The 18,340-nt window shown below is 38.9% G+C and carries 25 protein-coding genes, 1 rRNA gene and 1 pseudogene; 2 read left to right on the top strand and 25 right to left on the bottom strand.

Going from position 1 to position 18,340, the window contains the following annotated elements:
• A 16S ribosomal RNA gene (locus AC1DCY_RS06985) occupies window positions 1-88 on the bottom strand; the annotation flags it as partial.
• Between the two features lie 437 nt (window positions 89-525).
• Between AC1DCY_RS06985 and AC1DCY_RS06980 the strand changes: the two genes are divergently transcribed.
• Complete coding sequence (locus AC1DCY_RS06980) at window positions 526-1,185, top strand: hypothetical protein (RefSeq protein WP_477348661.1); 660 nt, start codon at window positions 526-528, stop codon at window positions 1,183-1,185.
• A 218-nt stretch (window positions 1,186-1,403) separates the two neighbouring features.
• Here AC1DCY_RS06980 and AC1DCY_RS06975 read toward each other — a convergent pair whose 3' ends face one another.
• Window positions 1,404-2,078, bottom strand: coding sequence for a KinB-signaling pathway activation protein (locus tag AC1DCY_RS06975; protein WP_477348659.1), 675 nt, complete (start codon window positions 2,076-2,078; stop codon window positions 1,404-1,406).
• Window positions 2,079-2,231: 153 nt separating this feature from the next.
• Here AC1DCY_RS06975 and gerD point away from each other — a divergent pair, with 153 nt between their 5' ends.
• On the top strand, window positions 2,232-2,831 hold the full coding sequence (gene gerD, locus AC1DCY_RS06970) for a spore germination lipoprotein GerD (protein ID WP_477348657.1): 600 nt from the start codon (window positions 2,232-2,234) through the stop codon (window positions 2,829-2,831).
• Window positions 2,832-2,893: 62 nt separating this feature from the next.
• On the opposite strand, the gene AC1DCY_RS06965 is transcribed toward gerD, so the two are convergent.
• From AC1DCY_RS06965 to rplF, 23 genes and pseudogenes are all read right to left on the bottom strand, one after another.
• Entirely contained in the window at window positions 2,894-3,949 is a 1,056-nt protein-coding gene (locus AC1DCY_RS06965; protein ID WP_477348655.1) for a P-loop NTPase, read from the bottom strand.
• Between the two features lie 71 nt (window positions 3,950-4,020).
• Complete coding sequence (locus tag AC1DCY_RS06960; RefSeq protein ID WP_477348653.1) at window positions 4,021-4,734, bottom strand: N-acetylmuramoyl-L-alanine amidase; 714 nt, start codon at window positions 4,732-4,734, stop codon at window positions 4,021-4,023.
• Between the two features lie 179 nt (window positions 4,735-4,913).
• Window positions 4,914-5,864 (bottom strand): DUF4822 domain-containing protein, encoded by a 951-nt coding sequence (locus tag AC1DCY_RS06955; RefSeq protein WP_477348652.1) that lies wholly within the window; start codon window positions 5,862-5,864, stop codon window positions 4,914-4,916.
• A gap of 197 nt (window positions 5,865-6,061) precedes the next feature.
• The gene (rpsI, locus tag AC1DCY_RS06950; RefSeq protein ID WP_004233744.1) at window positions 6,062-6,454 is read right to left on the bottom strand and encodes a 30S ribosomal protein S9; all 393 of its coding nucleotides are present in this window, start codon (window positions 6,452-6,454) and stop codon (window positions 6,062-6,064) included.
• Window positions 6,455-6,479: 25 nt separating this feature from the next.
• A complete protein-coding gene (rplM, locus tag AC1DCY_RS06945; RefSeq protein WP_049662886.1) occupies window positions 6,480-6,917 on the bottom strand; it encodes a 50S ribosomal protein L13 in 438 nt (145 codons plus the stop codon).
• A 428-nt stretch (window positions 6,918-7,345) separates the two neighbouring features.
• The gene (gene truA / locus AC1DCY_RS06940; protein ID WP_477348650.1) at window positions 7,346-8,086 is read right to left on the bottom strand and encodes a tRNA pseudouridine(38-40) synthase TruA; all 741 of its coding nucleotides are present in this window, start codon (window positions 8,084-8,086) and stop codon (window positions 7,346-7,348) included.
• Window positions 8,087-8,100: 14 nt separating this feature from the next.
• On the bottom strand, window positions 8,101-8,898 hold the full coding sequence (locus tag AC1DCY_RS06935; protein ID WP_477348648.1) for an energy-coupling factor transporter transmembrane component T family protein: 798 nt from the start codon (window positions 8,896-8,898) through the stop codon (window positions 8,101-8,103).
• Window positions 8,895-9,767, bottom strand: coding sequence for an energy-coupling factor ABC transporter ATP-binding protein (locus AC1DCY_RS06930; protein WP_477348646.1), 873 nt, complete (start codon window positions 9,765-9,767; stop codon window positions 8,895-8,897). Before AC1DCY_RS06930 ends, AC1DCY_RS06935 begins: the two co-directional genes overlap by 4 nt.
• Window positions 9,743-10,588 carry an energy-coupling factor ABC transporter ATP-binding protein gene (locus AC1DCY_RS06925; protein WP_477348645.1) on the bottom strand — a complete coding sequence of 282 codons (846 nt, stop codon included), beginning with the start codon at window positions 10,586-10,588 and terminating at the stop codon, window positions 9,743-9,745. The genes AC1DCY_RS06930 and AC1DCY_RS06925 overlap by 25 nt, the downstream gene beginning before the upstream one ends.
• A 494-nt stretch (window positions 10,589-11,082) precedes the next feature.
• Complete coding sequence (rplQ, locus tag AC1DCY_RS06920) at window positions 11,083-11,463, bottom strand: 50S ribosomal protein L17 (RefSeq protein WP_012296051.1); 381 nt, start codon at window positions 11,461-11,463, stop codon at window positions 11,083-11,085.
• Window positions 11,464-11,519: 56 nt separating this feature from the next.
• Entirely contained in the window at window positions 11,520-12,464 is a 945-nt protein-coding gene (locus tag AC1DCY_RS06915) for a DNA-directed RNA polymerase subunit alpha (RefSeq protein WP_004233733.1), read from the bottom strand.
• A 139-nt stretch (window positions 12,465-12,603) separates the two neighbouring features.
• Window positions 12,604-12,993: a 30S ribosomal protein S11 gene (gene rpsK / locus AC1DCY_RS06910; protein ID WP_053482801.1), complete on the bottom strand. Its 390-nt coding sequence runs from the start codon at window positions 12,991-12,993 to the stop codon at window positions 12,604-12,606.
• 25 nt (window positions 12,994-13,018) lie between these two features.
• Window positions 13,019-13,384: a 30S ribosomal protein S13 gene (rpsM, locus tag AC1DCY_RS06905; RefSeq protein ID WP_049662875.1), complete on the bottom strand. Its 366-nt coding sequence runs from the start codon at window positions 13,382-13,384 to the stop codon at window positions 13,019-13,021.
• 24 nt (window positions 13,385-13,408) lie between these two features.
• Window positions 13,409-13,522: a 50S ribosomal protein L36 gene (rpmJ, locus tag AC1DCY_RS06900; protein ID WP_000868344.1), complete on the bottom strand. Its 114-nt coding sequence runs from the start codon at window positions 13,520-13,522 to the stop codon at window positions 13,409-13,411.
• A 38-nt stretch (window positions 13,523-13,560) separates the two neighbouring features.
• Window positions 13,561-13,779: a translation initiation factor IF-1 gene (gene infA, locus AC1DCY_RS06895; RefSeq protein ID WP_004233690.1), complete on the bottom strand. Its 219-nt coding sequence runs from the start codon at window positions 13,777-13,779 to the stop codon at window positions 13,561-13,563.
• A gap of 86 nt (window positions 13,780-13,865) precedes the next feature.
• A pseudogene (locus AC1DCY_RS06890) lies at window positions 13,866-13,943 on the bottom strand (type I methionyl aminopeptidase); the annotation flags it as partial.
• A 247-nt stretch (window positions 13,944-14,190) separates the two neighbouring features.
• Complete coding sequence (locus AC1DCY_RS06885; protein ID WP_477348642.1) at window positions 14,191-14,844, bottom strand: adenylate kinase; 654 nt, start codon at window positions 14,842-14,844, stop codon at window positions 14,191-14,193.
• Window positions 14,845-14,914: 70 nt separating this feature from the next.
• Complete coding sequence (gene secY / locus AC1DCY_RS06880; RefSeq protein ID WP_477348640.1) at window positions 14,915-16,210, bottom strand: preprotein translocase subunit SecY; 1,296 nt, start codon at window positions 16,208-16,210, stop codon at window positions 14,915-14,917.
• The gene (gene rplO, locus AC1DCY_RS06875; RefSeq protein WP_323654724.1) at window positions 16,210-16,650 is read right to left on the bottom strand and encodes a 50S ribosomal protein L15; all 441 of its coding nucleotides are present in this window, start codon (window positions 16,648-16,650) and stop codon (window positions 16,210-16,212) included. The genes secY and rplO overlap by 1 nt, the downstream gene beginning before the upstream one ends.
• A gap of 34 nt (window positions 16,651-16,684) precedes the next feature.
• Complete coding sequence (gene rpmD / locus AC1DCY_RS06870) at window positions 16,685-16,867, bottom strand: 50S ribosomal protein L30 (protein WP_049662869.1); 183 nt, start codon at window positions 16,865-16,867, stop codon at window positions 16,685-16,687.
• A 13-nt stretch (window positions 16,868-16,880) separates the two neighbouring features.
• On the bottom strand, window positions 16,881-17,384 hold the full coding sequence (gene rpsE, locus AC1DCY_RS06865; protein ID WP_053482806.1) for a 30S ribosomal protein S5: 504 nt from the start codon (window positions 17,382-17,384) through the stop codon (window positions 16,881-16,883).
• A 21-nt stretch (window positions 17,385-17,405) separates the two neighbouring features.
• Complete coding sequence (gene rplR / locus AC1DCY_RS06860) at window positions 17,406-17,765, bottom strand: 50S ribosomal protein L18 (protein WP_477348637.1); 360 nt, start codon at window positions 17,763-17,765, stop codon at window positions 17,406-17,408.
• A 32-nt stretch (window positions 17,766-17,797) separates the two neighbouring features.
• Entirely contained in the window at window positions 17,798-18,337 is a 540-nt protein-coding gene (gene rplF / locus AC1DCY_RS06855) for a 50S ribosomal protein L6 (RefSeq protein ID WP_402931239.1), read from the bottom strand.
• Window positions 18,338-18,340: the final 3 nt, after the last annotated feature.

Genomic DNA, 18,340 nt, shown 5'->3' with positions numbered 1-18,340 from the left:
GAGCAAGCTCCTTCTCTGTTCGCTCGACTTGCATGTATTAGGCACGCCGCCAGCGTTCGTCCTGAGCCAGGATCAAACTCTCCATAAAAGAAATTTGATTAGCTCAAATTGTTTTGCTGGCATCATGTTTGATGTCCAAAATTTTGTTTTGTTCACTAACTCGAGGTTAGTTACTGAAAACTTTATTGATTACGTTTTGCTTGTTCAGTTTTCAAGGTTCATTTTTTCAATTACTGCGTCATCTCTTGGCGACTTATACATAATAACATCGATTATTCATGAAAGTCAACACTAAATCATAAGTTTTTTTAAGAACTTTATTTTTTCATATCAATTATGCCTCGGCATAATTGCGTCCGGAGGCTTAACTTCTTTCAGCAGATGTCTTTTGTGCCGAAAGCGTAGCGACAGGTACAGGTGTTTGGACACCCGCTGAAAAGTAGCTTAAATCCGCATTCATCTCACCACCTATAGAGGTGGGAAACTTCTTCTGAAAGAAGTTAAAAATATAGAAACGAGGTCGTTATGATGGTTCGTAAAACGTTGATTTCACTGCTTTTCATCGTAATACTATTTGTCTTTATAAAGCCGATAAATTCTACTATGATTTCTGTATTTAACATTGCTGATGCTCCAGCAGTTGTAACAAAAGGACATTATGGTTCATCACTTATTGTCGAAATTTCTTTCTCTGATGAAACCCTGTTGGACTGGCTTAAAACTGTAAAAGAACCTTATCCGCTTCTTTTGCTAGATGCTGCATGGATTGAACGTTCACCTGAGCACCTAAAAGTCATTCAAGAGCGAAAACTACCTACAGGATTATTAGGACCTGAGGATTCAGTGGATAAACCAATTGATCTTGCCGTCGTTCAAAAAGATATTAATATTTACGAAAAGCATTTTCAAGCAACACCCCTTTGGTTTGCAACACGAAATCACCAGTATTCGCAGGATTTACAAAACAACTTATTTCAACAGCAGATGAATATACTTTCTCCCTCTCTAATCTGGAAAGGTGAAAAGACACCTAAATTACAAAAGGGAGATTTTGTTTTTATGTCTTTACACCAAAATAATAAAATCTCATTTAAAGAGCTGAATACATTTCTACAACAAAATAAATTTATGTCGATTGAAGAAAATATATTCGGCTATAAAGTACAAACTAAAAAATCACCATAAAGTGAAACTTTAATCAGTGGGGATTTTCTTCATCCCCACTGATCATTAGTCTTCACCAATCGGGCTTTTACGGGCAGTTAATCTCCCACCTATCTTCTTTACTTTCGCTAAATTTTGCGGCAGGAGTCATGTACCTGACGTTTCACTTTCGGTAATTACTGCCCGTTAATGCGGGATAAAAAAGAAGTTGCCTCCAACTATAATAGAGGCAACTTCTTTTATGCGTTTTTAGCTTGTTCACGACGTGCTTTACGGCGTGCTTCTAATTTTCGACGATCTTCTTCGGATTTTGCATTATATTTTGGTAATACTAATAATTGATAAGCATTTACAGCGAGTAGTGGAAATAGTAAAAGTGCAACATACTCGTTAATGTTTTCATCGCGACCCATTAATGCAATTGTCCATTCCAGTGTTGTAACGACAACCATAAAAAATAAAGCTGAAATGAACACATGTTTTTTTCCAGTTAATTTTACTTTTTGAATGGCTGTTGCTATAGCACCTAATAGTAATACAATTAACAAGCCAACATAGAATAACCAGCTTTGTCCATCTTTTACACCTGGTATAAAGCGGAAGAATATAATATCAAAAATAGTAAAAGCGATTAATAAAAGCTGTACCCAATTCCATAATGTAAGTGTTCTAAAAATATTAACTCCCACTTGATGGAGCGTTAAATAAGCAAAAAAGCCCGCTTGTGCAATAACACTCATTGTAAATCCTAAGAAAACCATCCATAAAAGCCCGGCCAAAAATTCACCCCAGTGACCGTTTGTTATGTATGGTTGAAAGAAGTCCCATCGAATAAATAAGCTGCAAATTCCGTTGACTGCGCCACCAACGAGCATTGCAAAGAAGAAAAAYTTTGCCCAATTTCGTATCGTCACAACTAAAAGTCCCCCAATTTCTCAATGTATATCTGTACTTATTTTAACAATGCATTGTTAAAAAAGCTATTTCTCATCTTAACCAATACATAAAGTCCTCATAAATGTGAACAATAATTGAAAGAGTCTCTCTATAGAAAGGACTGATTATTGATGCGAAAATTCTTCTTACTACTAATTCTAATGCTTTTTCTTTCTGCCTGTTCACAAGATAAAGCCTCTACCATGTCCTATGATGAAATAAAAAAAATAATGATCGACTCTTTACAAACCGAGGATGGTAAAAAGGCGTTGCGAAAGCTTTTAGAGGAACCAAGTTTCCGTGAATTATTGGTTTTGGAGCATGATGAAGTGAAGAAAGCTACCGAGTCTACCTTGCTTTCCAAAGAAGCAGAAGACTTTTGGAAGAAAACATTCGAAGATCCAAAGTTTAAGGAAACTGTAGCTAAAAGTATGCAAAAGCAACAACAGGATATTATGAAGGAATTAATAAAGGACCCCTCTTTCCAAAAAGATATGGAGGCTTTCTTTGGCCAGCCAGATATGCAAAAGCAGTTAGAGAATATTTTAAAATCCTCCAATATGAGAAAACAAACGGAGGAAATCGTCAAGGAAACGATTGAAAGTCCGCTTATGCAAACAAAATGGCAGGAGCTTATTAGGAAGAGTGCTGGCGAGACAGGTAAAGCTGGCGGCGGTAAAAAAGAAGCTGGTGGCAGCGGTGGAGGTAATGAGCAAAAAGGCTCTGAGTAACCATCCACATATGAAAAACGGATTTCCTCCATTATTTGAGGAAATCCGTTTTCATTGTTCATTTATTTATTTAATTTATTAATGATGTTCGTCGCGATGTCTAAATAAATTTGTCCTGTTGTGTGTTTTTCAGCATAAACAGAAGGTGCAAAATCTTCTTCTGACCAGTCAGGCTGACCAAGAGGAATTTGACCAAGTAGCTCAGTACGTAGCTCTTCTGCTAATTTAGGACCTCCACCTTGACCGAATACGAATTCACGGTCACCTGATTTCGATTCATACCATGCCATGTTTTCAATAACACCTAAAATTTCATGATCTGTTTGTAAAGCCATTGCACCTGCACGAGCTGCAACGAACGCTGCCGTTGGATGTGGTGTTGTTACAACAATTTCTTTTGAAGAAGGAAGCATTTGGTGAATGTCTAATGCAACGTCACCTGTACCTGGTGGTAAATCCAATAGTAGATAGTCTAGTTCTCCCCATTCTACATCACGGAAGAACTGATCTAACACTTTACCTAACATTGGTCCACGCCATACAATCGGTGCGTTATTTTCAACAAAGAAGCCCATTGAAATCATTTTCACACCTAAACGATCAACAGGGAAAATTCGATTGTCTACCACTTTAGGCATATCTGTAACACCCATCATATCAGGTACACTGAATCCATAAATATCAGCATCAATTAAGCCAACCTTTTTACCTAGACGAGCTAATGCAACAGCTAAGTTAACTGATACTGTAGATTTCCCTACACCGCCTTTACCAGAGGCAATTGAAATAACTTGTACTGTGCTAAGTGGAGATAAAATATCTTGTGCCTCAGCCTCAGTTGCTACGCCACGGAAGCTCTGTAGTTTTTCTGCTGACAGCTCTTCGAAACGAATACCGACTGTATTTGCACCCGCTTCTTTCAAAACTTCAACAATTTTCATTTGAAGCTGTAATTGTTCAGGTGTATTTGTTTTAGCAATCGCGATTTTTACACTAACATGATTCTTCTCTTCTTTTATTGCTACATTTGTAATACCGTCTGTTTCTGCAAATGATTTATGTAAAAATGGATCTTGTAGTTGTCCTAGTATTTCTCGTACTTGTTGTTCAGTTATCACGACGAACACTCCCCTTATATTATCTCAATGTTAGTATATCATAATGATTTGATTTACGTTGTGTTGTTGCTCTATTCAATCTTAGCTAACAAATACTCTTCTATACCTTCAACAATGGCATCTCCCATTTTTTCTTGGTATTTCTTATCTGTTAATAGTGCACGTTCTTCATCATTACTTATAAACCCTGTTTCTACTAGTGCAGCAGGTACCTCAGCTTTTTTCAGTAAATATATTTGTTTTATAGACATTGCTTCTCTGTCTGTATTTTTCAAATTAGTGCGAATGGAATCTTGAATGCTCTTTGCTAATAATTCACTTTCAGCATGTCCTTCTTGATGATAAAACACCTGAGCACCACGCCACTTTGTTTCAGGAATGGCATTTGCATGAATAGTAATAAAAAGATCCGGTTTTTCTTTTTCTACTATGTCTTTTCTTAAAAAGATGTCCTGCTTCTTTCGTTCTCTTAATGTTCCATACTTTTCTGATGACGCGTGCTCGTCGATAACATCTCCATCTTTTGTTCGTGTCATTACGACTGTTGCGCCTTTTTTCTTTAATTGCTTCTCCACATGCTGAGCAATTGCAAGTGTAATATCCTTTTCAATTACTTCGCCCTTTGAAGCACCTCCATCCTGACCTCCGTGTCCCGCATCAATGACAATTTTTACGCCACCAAGTGGGTCCGGTAAGAAGAAGTTACGGTTCGAAGCATTCGTTTCATATGCCACGACCACTATACTCATTAGCATAATTACTCCTAGTGCAAGCCAGCGCTTCACCCATATCCACCACCCTTTTACAGATAGTGTACGAAGTTAGTGATTGAACTATGCCAGAAAGTAAAAAAAACTCTCAAGTATTAAAGTTGAGAGTTTGAACTTGTAGTGGAAGATACTTTTTTAGTAATTCTTAAACGGCCTTACTCCATTAATAATACAAGGACTAAAGCCGTTAATTTTTATTTTAGTGTAAATTCTGGTTTAAACTTACCTGTATAAGGTTCATGCTCAACAAATACTGTTATATCCTTACCGTCTTTATCTTTCCCAGTTCTTATATATGTGAATTTCTTATTATTTAGCTCAGTAATTTCGAGCACAGCCCCATATTTATTGTCGCCAATTGAAACATGGGCTCTTAATTTATTTCCATCGATTACATTAAAGTAACCATAGTCACCACGACTTTTACCTGTTTCAGGATTAAAAAATTCATATTTATTCGTATTAGCATCATATTTAGCAATACTAATAAAATTTGTATTATATTGTGTTACATCATTTTTGTTGAAATCTAATACAACTGTTCCTTGCCAAAGCGTACCAGCTAAAATTTTATCCCCATCCACGTCTTTGACAATCGGGCCTGTAGAATTATTTAAAGTTTTATCTGGTGCAGTAAACGTTAGGTGTTTTTCCGTATAAGGGACATGCTCAACGAATACCTCAACATCGCTACCATTTGCATCTTTCCCCATCCGTTTATAAGTAAACATTTTATTTGTTAGCTTAGTAATATCCTCAATTTCTTGGTAATTTTTCGTTTCTGAGATCAATATTCTATGCTTTCCATCATTCGTAAAAAAGAAAATCCCTTTATCGTCGAGGCTTCCAGCTGTTTTTGGATCGAAGAATTCATAGCGTCCTGAATCAGCGTCATATTTCGCAAGGCCAAGTAAATTTGAATTTTCTGCTGTTAAATCTTTATTATTTTTGTCATATACTTTTGTGGCTTGCCAATCTGTACTACTAAGAATTTTAGCATTCGCATGACCGTCTGTTATTTCTACCTTTCTTTGATCTGTAGTATTTCCTGTTCTTACTTCTTCAGTTTTTTTTACGTCAGTTTTATTACCACATGCACCAAGAAGTGCAACTGCTGCAAGTGATAATATTAATAGCCTTTTCATATATTGACCTCCATTTTCAGAATAAACAACCTAAAAGTAGTATCAGCCATTTCTATATAAAATACACATCACAGTTGCTATTAATATTCAAGACAACAACAGTGCCTTAGGATTGAAGTATCAAAGCTTTTCTGCACAAAAAAAACCCTCTCTCGAAAATTCGAGAAAGGGTTGTAAACGCTGATATAACAACGATATTAACGTTTTGAGAACTGAGGTGCACGACGAGCGCCGCGTAGACCTGGTTTTTTACGTTCTTTCATGCGTGAATCACGAGTAAGTAATCCAGCAGATTTTAATGCAGCACGGAAATCTGGGTCTACTTGAAGTAGAGCACGAGCGATACCGTGACGTACTGCACCAGCTTGACCAGTGTATCCACCACCGTTAACGTTTACGTGGATATCATAGCTTCCTGTAGTTTCAGTAGCTACTAATGGTTGTTTAATTACTTCACGTAAAGCAGCGAATGGTACGTATTCTTCGATTTCACGTTTGTTGATAACAATTTTACCTGTACCTGGTACTAAACGTACGCGAGCTACAGAGCTTTTACGGCGACCAGTGCCGATGTATTGAACTTGTGCCAAAGTAATATCCTCCTCTTAATTTATATTATCCGCGAAGCTCGTAAGCTTCTGGTTTTTGTGCAGCATGTGGATGCTCTGTTCCAGTGTAAACGTTAAGTTTAGTGAACATTTTGCGACCTAAAGAGTTTTTAGGAAGCATCCCTTTAATTGCTAATTCGATCATTCTTGTTGGGTACTTATCTAGCATTTCACCAGCAGTACGAGTTTTTAAACCACCCGCAAATTGAGTATGGTGACGGTAAAGTTTACCCTCTAATTTGTTACCAGTTAAATGGATTTTGTCAGCGTTGATGATGATTACGTGATCACCTGTGTCAACGTTTGGTGTGAATGTTGGTTTATGTTTACCACGTAAGATAGCAGCTACTTCAGAAGCTAAACGTCCAAGAGTTTGGCCTTCTGCATCAACTACTAGCCATTTACGGTCTACTTCGTGACCTTTAGCCATGAATGTTGTACGCATGTATATATCCTCCTAATCGATTCGATTACCGTTATTTTTCATTAAACTACACTATAAGTTTTCGGGGCTTATTTGTGGTGGTAATGAAAATACCATCTGTTATCATATAATGAATGACTTTTAAAGTCAAGCAATTTCAATAAACACCTGGAGAAGTTGTTCAGATTCACTGATTGTTAAAATTAGGGCATTTGTGAGCCTTCATTTTGTAAAATACAAAAAAATCCCCCAGTTGTTCTTCTTAATGACTCATCCCATAACATGGGGTTGATTTCTCCTTGGCATAAATGCGTCCGGATTACATCCATTGAAAGAGAACCACATCCACATTCATCTCACCACCTTAAGAGGTGGAAGTTTTCTACTGAATGTAGATAAATGGCATGCGTTCTAACAAGTGGCATCTTAACTTTTGGTAATGAACCTTTCTAATAGAAGACTTTCTCAAGATACAGACCTTGAGGAGGTGCAGTCTTGCCCGCCTTATCACGATTCATAGAATTAACGACCAACTCCACGTTCTCAATGTCACGACGTCCTATACCAACTTCCCACAGTGTGCCTGCAATAATACGTACCATATTATATAAGAAGCCATTTCCTTCAATCACCATATGAAGCTCCTCACCATACCATTCAAATTGTAGTGAAGTTACTGTACGCACCTTATCTTTGACACTTGTATTAGCTGCACAAAAGCAAGTAAAGTCATGTGTACCGATAATAGCCTTTGCTGCCTCCTGCATTGCCTCAACATTTGGTTTCACACCATTTGTCTCTACAGTGTATTGTCTGCGGAATGGACTCTGTACAGGCTCACATGACCATATATATCGGTACCTCTTTCCTGTTACACTGTAGCGCGCATGAAAATCAGCAGCTACTTCTTCCATCGACATTACCCGAATATCTCTTGGCAGTTGAACATTTAATGCCTTCATGTATTTATCTACTGGGATCGCGAGTGGTGAATCAAAATGCAATGTTTGGCCTGTTGCATGCACCCTTGCATCTGTACGTCCACTAGCTGTTATCTTTATCTTTTCCCCTTTATGCATAATGGCTAGAACACGCTCAACCTCAGCTTGTACTGTACGCTCTCCAGGCTGTACTTGATACCCGGAAAATTGCGTTCCATCATAACTTATAATTGCTTTTAATCGTCGCATAAAGTTTACTCCTTTTAACTTCTATAGAAGAATAGTAAAGCGGCCATTGCTACTAATAACACAAGTGCAAATGTATCACTCATATCCCATTTTAGCTTGCGATATCTCGTACGCCCTTCGCCTCCACGGTAGCCTCTTACTTCCATAGCTGTTGCTAAATCCTCGGCTCTTTTAAAAGCACTTACAAAGAGAGGTACCAGTAATGGCACAACCGCTTTAATACGATCCTTTATTGGTCCAGAAGATAAATCCGAACCACGTGCCATTTGTGCTTTCATAATTTTATCTGTTTCATCCATTAACGTTGGAATAAAGCGCAATGAAATAGACATCATCAAAGCTAATTCATGTACTGGCACTTTCACCGCTTTTAATGGATTTAGCAGTACTTCAATGCCATCCGTAATTGAAATCGGTGATGTTGTAAGCGTTAAGATAGATGTCATAAACACTAGAACTAGAAAACGTATCGAAATAAATATCCCTTGTCGGATACCTTCTTCATAAATGGTAATAAACTTCCACTCAAATACTATGGCACCTTCTTTCGTCATAAATATATGAATTAAGAAGGTAAACGCCATTAAAAAAAGTACGGGCTTTAGACCATTTATTAAAAAATACAGACGAATATTTGATATTAGCACAATGAGTAAGGTAAACGCTAATAGCAAGGCATATGTCACTGTATTGTTTGCTAAAAAAACAATAATAATAAATGCAAACACAAATATAAGCTTTGATCGTGGATCGAGCTTATGCACTGGAGAATCTCCGGGAAGGAAGCGACCAAATATCATTTTCTCCATCATGACTGTCCACGCTCCTCTCTGAGTACCCGAGCAATTTCAGTTGCTAGCTCTTCTTCGGTTAAGCATATCTTTGAGAAGGATTTGTTTATCATTGTTTCGATTTTTTGTTGAAAGCGTACGATACGAGGTGGTTCTAAGCGGAAATTTTTTAATGTTTCTACATCTTTGAAAATTTCTTGCGGTGTGCCACTTAGTACATTTTTCCCTTCATGCATAATGACAATATTGTCTGCATAACGAGCTGCGTCCTCCATACTGTGCGTTACAAGAATCGTCGTTAGGCCGCGTTCCTTGTGTAGCTTATAAAACATATCCATAATCTCTTTCTGGCCGCGTGGATCAAGACCTGCAGTTGGTTCATCTAAAACAATAACTTCAGGTTCCATCGCTAAAACGCCAGCAATTGCTACCCTACGCATTTGTCCACCCGATAAATCAAAAGGTGATTTCTCAAGTACGTTCTCTGGTAAGCCTACTAAGCCTATAAGTTCTTTTGCTCGTGCTTCCGCCTCTTGCTCCGAAACACCAAAGTTCATAGGCCCAAACATAATATCCTTTAATACAGTTTCTTCAAATAGCTGATGCTCGGGAAATTGAAACACAATACCAACCTTTTGACGTACAGTCTTTAAATCCTTTGCCTTTTTTCCAGCTACAACAATGCGATCTCCAATATGTACTTCCCCAGAGGTTGGTCTTAGAAGTGCATTAAAATGCTGAAGAATTGTCGATTTACCGGAACCCGTATGTCCGATAATTGCCTGATACGTATGTGAAGGGATTTCAAAATCCACATCGAATAATGCACGTTTTTCAAAAGGTGTACCCTGTGAATAAGCATAGCTTACTTGTTGAAGTTTGATGTCCATAAATCATTCACCAACTCTTCTTCTGTCATATGTTGTCCCAATAACGGAACACCTTCCTTTTGCAATAACTTAGATAACTTCATGGCAAATGGTAAGTCTAGTCCAAACTCAACTAGCTTGTCCCCAAATGCAAAAATTTCAGCAGGTGTACCCTCAGCAAATTTCTTTCCATCATTCATAAAGAGAACACGATCTGCAAGCATGGCTTCCTCTAAATCATGCGTAATAGATATTACCGTTAACCCTGTTTCAGCACGTAAAGTTTGAACTGTTTGTAATACCTCAGCACGCCCCTGTGGATCTAGCATAGAAGTAGCTTCATCTAATATAAGGAGCTTTGGTTTCATCGCAAGTGCACCTGCAATGGCAACACGCTGCTTTTGACCACCTGATAAGTGATGTGGCTCATGGTCTAAAAAATCACTCATTTTTACTTGCTCAAGTGCTGCATGTACACGTCCTACCATCTCTTCAAACGGCACTCCGTTATTTTCAAGAGCAAAAGCAACATCATCTTGCACTGTCGCTCCAACAAATTGATTGTCTGGATTTTGGAAAACCATGCCTATTTGTGAACGACTTTCCCATAGGTTTGCTTCACTTAAAGGTTCACGTAATATACGTACATCGCCCTGCTGTGGGTATAGCAAGCCATTCATAAGCTTTGCAATGGTGGATTTACCAGAACCGTTATGGCCCACTATGGCAATCCATTCCCCTTCCTGAACCGCAAAGCTTACATTTTCAACAGCATTGCGACTTTCTTTTTCTTCTGGTGTATATGAAAATGTCACATTATTTAATGATAAAATTTCTGGCATTTCTAGAACTCCTCTCTACATGCTCAGCTCTACTAACTAACTTACACTTTTTTATGTATGAATTCTACTACAATCATTATGTCGATAAAAGAAAAGTGCTAATATCACTTTTTATTTATTTTTTTAAAACAAATAGGACTAAATATAATTTATAAGATACATCGAATTATGGAGTGAAGCACCACATTCTGGTGACTGCCATTCTATAAATCAGCCTATAAAAAAAAGCACCACTAATTGGCGCTATCATACTTCCCTAAAAAATAAAAAAGCGCGCACCTCATTCGATAGAAATGCGCTAGTCGTTACATTTTCAAGAAACACGGGTGCTCAAGCCCTTGTTCCGTCTGAATGAGGTGCGGAGAGCTAAACGAGACGCCACACAACAGTGTCCGCTCATCATAACGCTCAGCTTAATTATTTGTCGTATAAATCGTTTATAAAAGAAAGAGGGTGGTGATTCCACCCTCTTCACCACTTGTCTTCTCTTATGATTAAACTAATTCAATCACTACAACAGGTGCACCGTCACCACGACGAGGACCTACTTTAAGAATACGAGTGTAACCACCTTGACGTTCTGCATAACGTGGTGCAACATCATCAAATAACTTTTGAAGTGCAAATGAAGTTGTTTCGTTACCTTCTGCATCAGTAGTTGTTACTAGTTCACGACGGATGAATGCAGCAGCTTGACGGCGTGCATGTAAATCACCGCGTTTACCTAAAGTAATCATTTTTTCAACAGCTTTACGTACTTCTTTAGCGCGAGCTTCAGTAGTTTCGATACGCTCGTTGATGATTAAATCAGTAGCTAAGTCACGTAACATCGCTTTACGTTGAGAACTTGTACGACCAAGTTTTCTGTAACCCATGGATGTTTCCCTCCTTTATAAAAAATATCTGATCTTGTAAGTTTTGTTTAAATCGCTTAGTCTTCTTTGCGTAACCCTAAACCAAGCTCTTCTAACTTCGCTTTTACCTCTTCAAGTGACTTACGTCCAAGGTTACGAACTTTCATCATATCGTCTTCTGACTTATTCGCAAGTTCTAGTACTGTGTTAATACCAGCGCGTTTTAAGCAGTTATAAGAACGAACAGAAAGATCAAGTTCTTCGATAGTCATCTCTAAAACTTTTTCTTTTTGATCTTCTTCTTTTTCGACCATGATTTCAGCAGTTTGTGCCTCGTCTGTCATGCCAACGAAGATGTTTAGATGCTCGGTTAAAATTTTTGCTCCGAGCGAAATCGCCTCTTTCGGACCGATGCTACCATCTGTCCACACATCAAGAGAAAGTTTATCGTAGTCAGAAGACTGACCTACACGAGTATTTTCCACTTGGAAATTGACGCGTGATACTGGAGTGTAAATAGAGTCGATCGGGATCACGCCGATAGGAAGATCCTCACGTTTGTTTTGATCAGCAGGAGTGTAACCACGGCCGCGTTGTGCATACATACGCATACGTAAATGACCGTTTTTAGCGATTGTTGCAATATATAGATCCGGGTTTAAAATTTCTACATCACTGTCATGTGTAATGTCAGCAGCTGTAACTGTACCATCGCCTTTTACATCAATCTCAATAACTTTTTCTTCGTCAGAGTAGATTTTAAGAGCTAGTTTTTTCACGTTCAAAATAATTGAAGCTACATCCTCTACAACGCCTTCTACAGTTGAGAATTCGTGAAGAACACCGTCAATTTGAATTGAAGTGACAGCAGCTCCTGGTAATGAAGACAGAAGGATACGACGTAAAGAATTACCCAAAGTGTTTCCATATCCGCGTTCAAGCGGTTCTACAACAAACTTTCCATATTTGGAATCTTCGCTGATCTCCACCGTTTCAATCTTTGGTTTTTCAATTTCGATCATTTTATTTACCCTCCTTCAAAACATCGAATGTATAGGTTCTTTCCATCATAGATTCGATCGTCAATGACGTATCGTTTATTATCTGCACAAGACAGTCTGTACAAAAAATGATGTTCTCATACAATATGAGACGCACCCATTACACGCGACGACGTTTTGGCGGACGGCAACCATTATGAGGAACTGGAGTAACGTCTTTAATAGCAGTTACATCTAAACCAGCAGCTTGAAGTGCACGAATTGCAGCTTCACGACCTGCACCAGGACCTTTAACAGTTACTTCCAACGTTTTCAGACCATGTTCAAGGGATGCTTTAGCAGCAGTTTCTGCAGCCATTTGAGCAGCGAATGGTGTAGATTTACGTGAACCACGGAAACCAAGAGCACCAGCACTTGACCAAGATACAGCGTTACCTTGCATATCTGTAATCGTTACGATTGTATTGTTGAATGTAGAACGAATGTGTGCAATACCAGATTCGATATTCTTTTTCACACGACGTTTACGAGTTTGTTGTTTACGAGCCATGTTAAGAAGGAACCTCCTTTACTGATTATTTTTTCTTGTTCGCTACTGTTTTACGAGGACCTTTACGCGTACGCGCATTGTTCTTCGTATTTTGACCACGAACAGGTAAACCACGACGGTGACGGATACCACGGAATGAACCGATTTCCATCAGACGTTTGATATTTAATGAAGTTTCGCGACGTAAGTCACCTTCAAGTTTGTATGAGTCTAATTGTTCACGGATTTTGTTTAACTCATCTTCAGTTAAGTCGCGTACGCGTGTATCTTCTGAAATGCCTGCGTCAGCTAATACTTTCTGAGCTGTAGTTTTACCAATACCGTAAATGTAAGTTAATGAAATTACCACGCGTTTGTCGCGAGGAATGTCAACACCAGCAATACGTGCCATGTACGTTGTGCACCTCCTTTAGAATTAACCTTGTTTTTGTTTGTGTTTAGGATTTTCACAAATTACCATTACTTTACCGCGTCGGCGAATTACTTTACATTTTTCGCAGATCGGTTTTACAGATGGTCTTACTTTCATCTCAACCTAACCTCCTTAGTAGTCCGGAGCGCAAAAGATTATTTAAAACGGTATGTGATACGACCGCGAGTTAAATCATAAGGAGATAACTCGATAGTAACCTTATCTCCAGGTAGAATACGGATAAAGTGCATACGAATCTTACCAGAAACGTGTGCTAGAATCACATGTCCATTTTCTAATTCTACCTTAAACATCGCGTTTGGCAAAGTCTCAACAACTGTCCCTTCGACTTCAATTACATCATCTTTCGCCATCTACTCTGTCTCCTCTCTATATGCAAATTAAAGTTCTCATCGTTACATCAAACGGATATCTGCTGCAACTATAGAAGCAACCTCGTTTCAACATATGTTTGGATTGTATGAGAGATGTTTGAAAGACGCTCGTCTGGTTTCGCTTCACACAATCCACGGAACATACAGAACCATTAAGGGCACTGATCTCCCATGTTTACACGAATACCGGAATGTCTTTGATGAGATATTCATACCCGTTACACAGATGCTTCCACGAAACCCATTATACTCTTTCAAAAGTAATGTTGCACTTTTTAAAAGAAATATATACCGGGCACAATATGCTTTTGCAACTCTCAAAAAATTATGTTTCGGTGTTGCTCCCGCATGCCTCCCGCGGAAGCAGTATTCTGCGCCCGGAGCCGGGTATCAGCTGCGGCTGCCCTGTAATAGAGCATCAAGATCAGCAAACACTTTGTTAATATCTTGCTGTCCATCTATATTTGTTAACACATCTTTACCTTCATAGTAGTCAAGTAAAGGTTGTGCTTGTTTCATATTTACTTCCAGACGGTTTGCAACCGTTTCAGGATTATCATCCGCACGTGTATAAAGCTCGCCACCATCTTTATCACATTTCCCTTCCTCAGCTGGAGGATTGAAAACTAGGTGATAAGATGTACCACAAGTTTTACAAATACGACGACCTGATAGACGAGCAACTAGCTCATCTTTTTCAACTTGGATGTTAATTGTATGTTCAATAGCTTTACCAAGATCAGCAAGGATGCTGTCTAAAGCTTCAGCTTGAGGAACAGTACGTGGGAATCCATCTAATAAGAAGCCCTTTTCACAATCATGTTTAGCAAGTCGTTCACGAACAATACCAATCGTTACTTCATCCGGTACTAGAGCACCTTGATCCATAAACGATTTAGCCTGCAAGCCTAGTTCTGTACCATCTTTAATAGCGGCACGGAACATATCGCCTGTAGAAATATGAGGAATCGCGTACTTCTCAACAATTTTATCTGCCTGAGTACCTTTACCAGCACCTGGCAGACCCATTAAAACGATATTCATACGGAAATATTCCTCCCACAAAAGGTTTGCTGATTTCAGGAAACGATGGAACGTTCCCTAAAAACCAACATTATTTCATAAAGCCTTTGTAGTGACGTTTAACAAGTTGAGATTCTAGCTGTTTCATCGTCTCCAGCGCTACGCCGACTACGATAATAATACTAGTACCACCGATTTGCACTGTGGCAGGTAGATTCATAAAGTTTATGATTATAATCGGCATTGCTGAAATAACAGTTAAGAAAATCGCACCGACAAATGTCAGACGATATAACACGCTTGTTAAATACGTTTGCGTACTCTCACCAGGACGAATACCCGGGATGTAAGCACCTTGCTTTTTCAAGTTATCTGCCACATTTTCTGGATTCACTTGTACGAATGCATAGAAATATGTGAACGCGATGATTAATGCGATGTAAACAACCATCCCAACAGGTTTTGTATAATCAAACGTGTGTTGAATGAATGTTGATATAGCACCATCACCAAATAAAGGAGCTATCGTACGTGGTGCCATCATAAACGCTGATGCAAAGATTACCGGAATAACCCCTGCAGCATTTACTTTTAACGGTAAATGCGTTTGTTGAGCACCAGTTTGTTGATTGCGTCCAGTAACTCGTTTTGCATATTGAATTGGAATTTTACGTAACGCTTGTTGCACGTAAATAACGCCAATAACAACTGCAAGCAAGACTAAAACAAGTAAACCAAGAATTACTAGATTGATAAATAGTTTATCTCCAGCACCCTCGATTTGCTGTGCATAGATTTGGTTAATGCCATTCGGTAATGCCGCAACGATACCTGCGAAAATCACAACAGAAATACCATTCCCAACACCATGCGCAGTAATTTGTTCAGCAAGCCATACTAGGAATGCTGTACCCGCTGTTAATACAATAGAAATCGTAACATATGTTAAAATTCCTTCTTCTTTAATCAATGATCCGCCGTACATTCTGTTAAAACCAAATGACATTGCGAATGATTGGATAAAAGCAAGAATAATTGTAAAGTAACGAGTAAATTGAGCAAGTTTACGTCTTCCGACTTCACCTTGCTTTGCCCACTCAGCAAATTTCGGTACTACGTCCATTTGCAATAACTGAACAATGATTGAAGCAGTGATGTAAGGCATAATTCCCATCGCAAAGATAGAGAAGTTTTTCAAAGCACCACCGCCAAAAGTATTCAGGAAACCAACGAGATTGAACTCATCAGTTGCCTTTAATACATTAGCGTCAACGTTTGGTACTGGTACAAACGTACCAATACGGAAAACGATTAACATTAAAAGAGTGAAAATGATTTTATTTCGTATATCTCGAACACGCATAAAGTTAGAGATCGTCTGAAACATTAAATCACCTCAGTAGTTCCACCGGCATTCTCGATTGCTTCTTTAGCTGAAGCAGAGAATTTATGAGCTTTTACTGTAAGCTTTTTATCAAGAGTTCCGTTTCCAAGAACTTTAATTCCAGCTTTTTCATTGCTCACAAGACCAGTTTCAAGTAATAATGCAGTTGTTACCTCTGCACCATCTTCAAAACGGTTTAATGTGTCAAGATTAACGATCGCGTACTCTTTACGGTTAATGTTAGTAAAGCCGCGTTTCGGTAAACGACGGAATAAAGGGTTTTGACCACCTTCGAATCCTGGGCGTACACCGCCGCCAGAACGAGAGTTTTGACCTTTATGACCTCTACCTGCAGTTTTACCGTTACCAGAACCGATACCGCGACCTACGCGGTTACGTACTTTACGGGAACCTTCTGCTGGTTTTAACTCATGAAGTTTCATATTGGATGGCACCTCCTTGTTCATTAATTAAAAATTAGTTTTCTTTTACAGTAACTAAGTGCGCTACTACATCGATCATACCGCGAGTTGCTGCATTGTCAGCTTTCTCTACAGTTTGGTTTAATTTACGTAAACCTAGAGCTTCAATAGTTTTGCGTTGTGCTGGTTTAGAACCAATCACAGATTTTGTAAGGGTGATTTCTAATTTGTTAGCCATTATCTTTCCCCCCTTATCCTAATATTTCTTCCACTGATTTACCACGTAATTTAGCTACGTCCTCTACGCGTTTTAATTCAGTTAAACCTTGAATAGTTGCACGCACCATATTGATTGGTGTGTTAGTTCCAAGAGATTTTGAAAGAATATCAGTAATACCAGCAAGTTCTAGTACGGCACGTACTGGACCACCAGCGATAACTCCTGTACCAGGAGCAGCAGGTTTAATTAGGATTTCTCCTGCACCAAAGCGACCTTGCACTAAGTGTGGAGTTGTTCCACCTACGCGTGGCACTTCGATTAAGTTTTTCTTCGCATCTTCAACAGCTTTACGGATAGCATCTGGCACCTCTTGAGCTTTACCAGTACCGAAACCAACGTGACCGTTTTTATCGCCAACTACAACTAATGCTGTGAAGCGGAAGCGACGTCCACCTTTAACAACTTTAGCAACACGGTTAATAGTAACTACGCGTTCTTCAAGTTCTCCAAGTTTGTTTGCGTCAATTCGACTCATGAAATGTGTCCCTCCTTTTTATTAAAATTGTAAACCGTTCTCGCGTGCAGCTTCAGCTAAAGCTTTTACGCGTCCATGATATAAGTAACCACCACGGTCAAATACTACAGCAGTAATATTTTTTTCCGTAGCGCGTTTTGCGATTGATTCACCGACTTTAGTTGCAGCATCAACATTGCTACCAGCAGCATCAAAACCATTTTCTTGAGAAGATGCGCTAACAATTGTTACGCCTGCTACGTCATCGATAAGTTGAGCGTAGATGTTCTTGTTAGAACGGAATACGTTTAAGCGTGGACGCTCAGCAGTACCCGTAATTTTAGAACGTACGCGTGCATGACGTTTTTTACGAACCTGATTTTTATCTTGTTTCGTAATCACAAGGGTCACTCCTTTCTAATGCTTAGGCAGCATTATTTACCTGTTTTACCTTCTTTACGACGAACATATTCGCCTTCATAACGGATACCTTTACCTTTGTAAGGCTCTGGTGGACGCACGTCACGGATGTTAGATGCAAGAGCACCAACACGTTCTTTGCTGATACCTTTAACGATGATTTTAGTGTTTGAAGGAACTTCAACTTCTAGACCATCTTCAGGTGTGAACTCAACTGGGTGTGAATAACCTACGTTAAGAACAAGTTTTTTACCTTGTAATTGCGCACGGTAACCGACACCGATAAGTTCTAATGATTTTTCGAAACCTGCAGAAACACCAGTAATCATGTTCGCTAATAGCGCACGAGTTGTACCGTGGTTTGTGCGGTGTTCTTTTGAATCAGAAGGACGAGATACAGTAATTACGTTACCTTCTTGCTCAATTTTCATATCTTGGTGGAAAGAACGAACAAGTTCGCCTTTAGGACCTTTAACGGTAACTGAGTTGTCAGCTGCAACAGTAACAGTTACGTTAGCTGGTACCTCGATAATTTTTTTACCTACACGAGACATTTA

It is taken from the genome of Lysinibacillus sp. 10T31, from assembly GCF_056394365.1.
Note: the sequence above shows the minus strand (reverse complement) of the source record. Positions and strands in the feature narration are given on the sequence as shown.

What these genes read in the sequence shown, in the direction of transcription:
- rpmD (WP_049662869.1), bottom strand. Translation starts at nt 16,867, where the DNA reads ATGGCTAACAAATTAGAAATCACCCTTACAAAATCTGTGATTGGTTCT.
- infA (WP_004233690.1), bottom strand. Translation starts at nt 13,779, where the DNA reads ATGGCGAAAGATGATGTAATTGAAGTCGAAGGGACAGTTGTTGAGACT.
- AC1DCY_RS06885 (WP_477348642.1), bottom strand. Translation starts at nt 14,844, where the DNA reads ATGAATATCGTTTTAATGGGTCTGCCAGGTGCTGGTAAAGGTACTCAG.
- rplQ (WP_012296051.1), bottom strand. Translation starts at nt 11,463, where the DNA reads ATGGGTTACAGAAAACTTGGTCGTACAAGTTCTCAACGTAAAGCGATG.
- truA (WP_477348650.1), bottom strand. Translation starts at nt 8,086, where the DNA reads ATGCGACGATTAAAAGCAATTATAAGTTATGATGGAACGCAATTTTCC.
- rplF (WP_402931239.1), bottom strand. Translation starts at nt 18,337, where the DNA reads ATGTCTCGTGTAGGTAAAAAAATTATCGAGGTACCAGCTAACGTAACT.
- AC1DCY_RS06935 (WP_477348648.1), bottom strand. Translation starts at nt 8,898, where the DNA reads ATGATGGAGAAAATGATATTTGGTCGCTTCCTTCCCGGAGATTCTCCA.
- AC1DCY_RS06915 (WP_004233733.1), bottom strand. Translation starts at nt 12,464, where the DNA reads ATGATCGAAATTGAAAAACCAAAGATTGAAACGGTGGAGATCAGCGAA.
- AC1DCY_RS06980 (WP_477348661.1), top strand. Translation starts at nt 526, where the DNA reads ATGATGGTTCGTAAAACGTTGATTTCACTGCTTTTCATCGTAATACTA.
- AC1DCY_RS06930 (WP_477348646.1), bottom strand. Translation starts at nt 9,767, where the DNA reads ATGGACATCAAACTTCAACAAGTAAGCTATGCTTATTCACAGGGTACA.
- AC1DCY_RS06925 (WP_477348645.1), bottom strand. Translation starts at nt 10,588, where the DNA reads ATGCCAGAAATTTTATCATTAAATAATGTGACATTTTCATATACACCA.
- rplM (WP_049662886.1), bottom strand. Translation starts at nt 6,917, where the DNA reads ATGCGTACAACATTCATGGCTAAAGGTCACGAAGTAGACCGTAAATGG.
- secY (WP_477348640.1), bottom strand. Translation starts at nt 16,210, where the DNA reads ATGTTTCAGACGATCTCTAACTTTATGCGTGTTCGAGATATACGAAAT.
- rpsK (WP_053482801.1), bottom strand. Translation starts at nt 12,993, where the DNA reads ATGGCTCGTAAACAACAAACTCGTAAACGTCGTGTGAAAAAGAATATC.
- rpsE (WP_053482806.1), bottom strand. Translation starts at nt 17,384, where the DNA reads ATGAGTCGAATTGACGCAAACAAACTTGGAGAACTTGAAGAACGCGTA.
- rplO (WP_323654724.1), bottom strand. Translation starts at nt 16,650, where the DNA reads ATGAAACTTCATGAGTTAAAACCAGCAGAAGGTTCCCGTAAAGTACGT.
- AC1DCY_RS06955 (WP_477348652.1), bottom strand. Translation starts at nt 5,864, where the DNA reads ATGAAAAGGCTATTAATATTATCACTTGCAGCAGTTGCACTTCTTGGT.
- rpsM (WP_049662875.1), bottom strand. Translation starts at nt 13,384, where the DNA reads ATGGCACGTATTGCTGGTGTTGACATTCCTCGCGACAAACGCGTGGTA.
- gerD (WP_477348657.1), top strand. Translation starts at nt 2,232, where the DNA reads ATGCGAAAATTCTTCTTACTACTAATTCTAATGCTTTTTCTTTCTGCC.
- rpmJ (WP_000868344.1), bottom strand. Translation starts at nt 13,522, where the DNA reads ATGAAAGTAAGACCATCTGTAAAACCGATCTGCGAAAAATGTAAAGTA.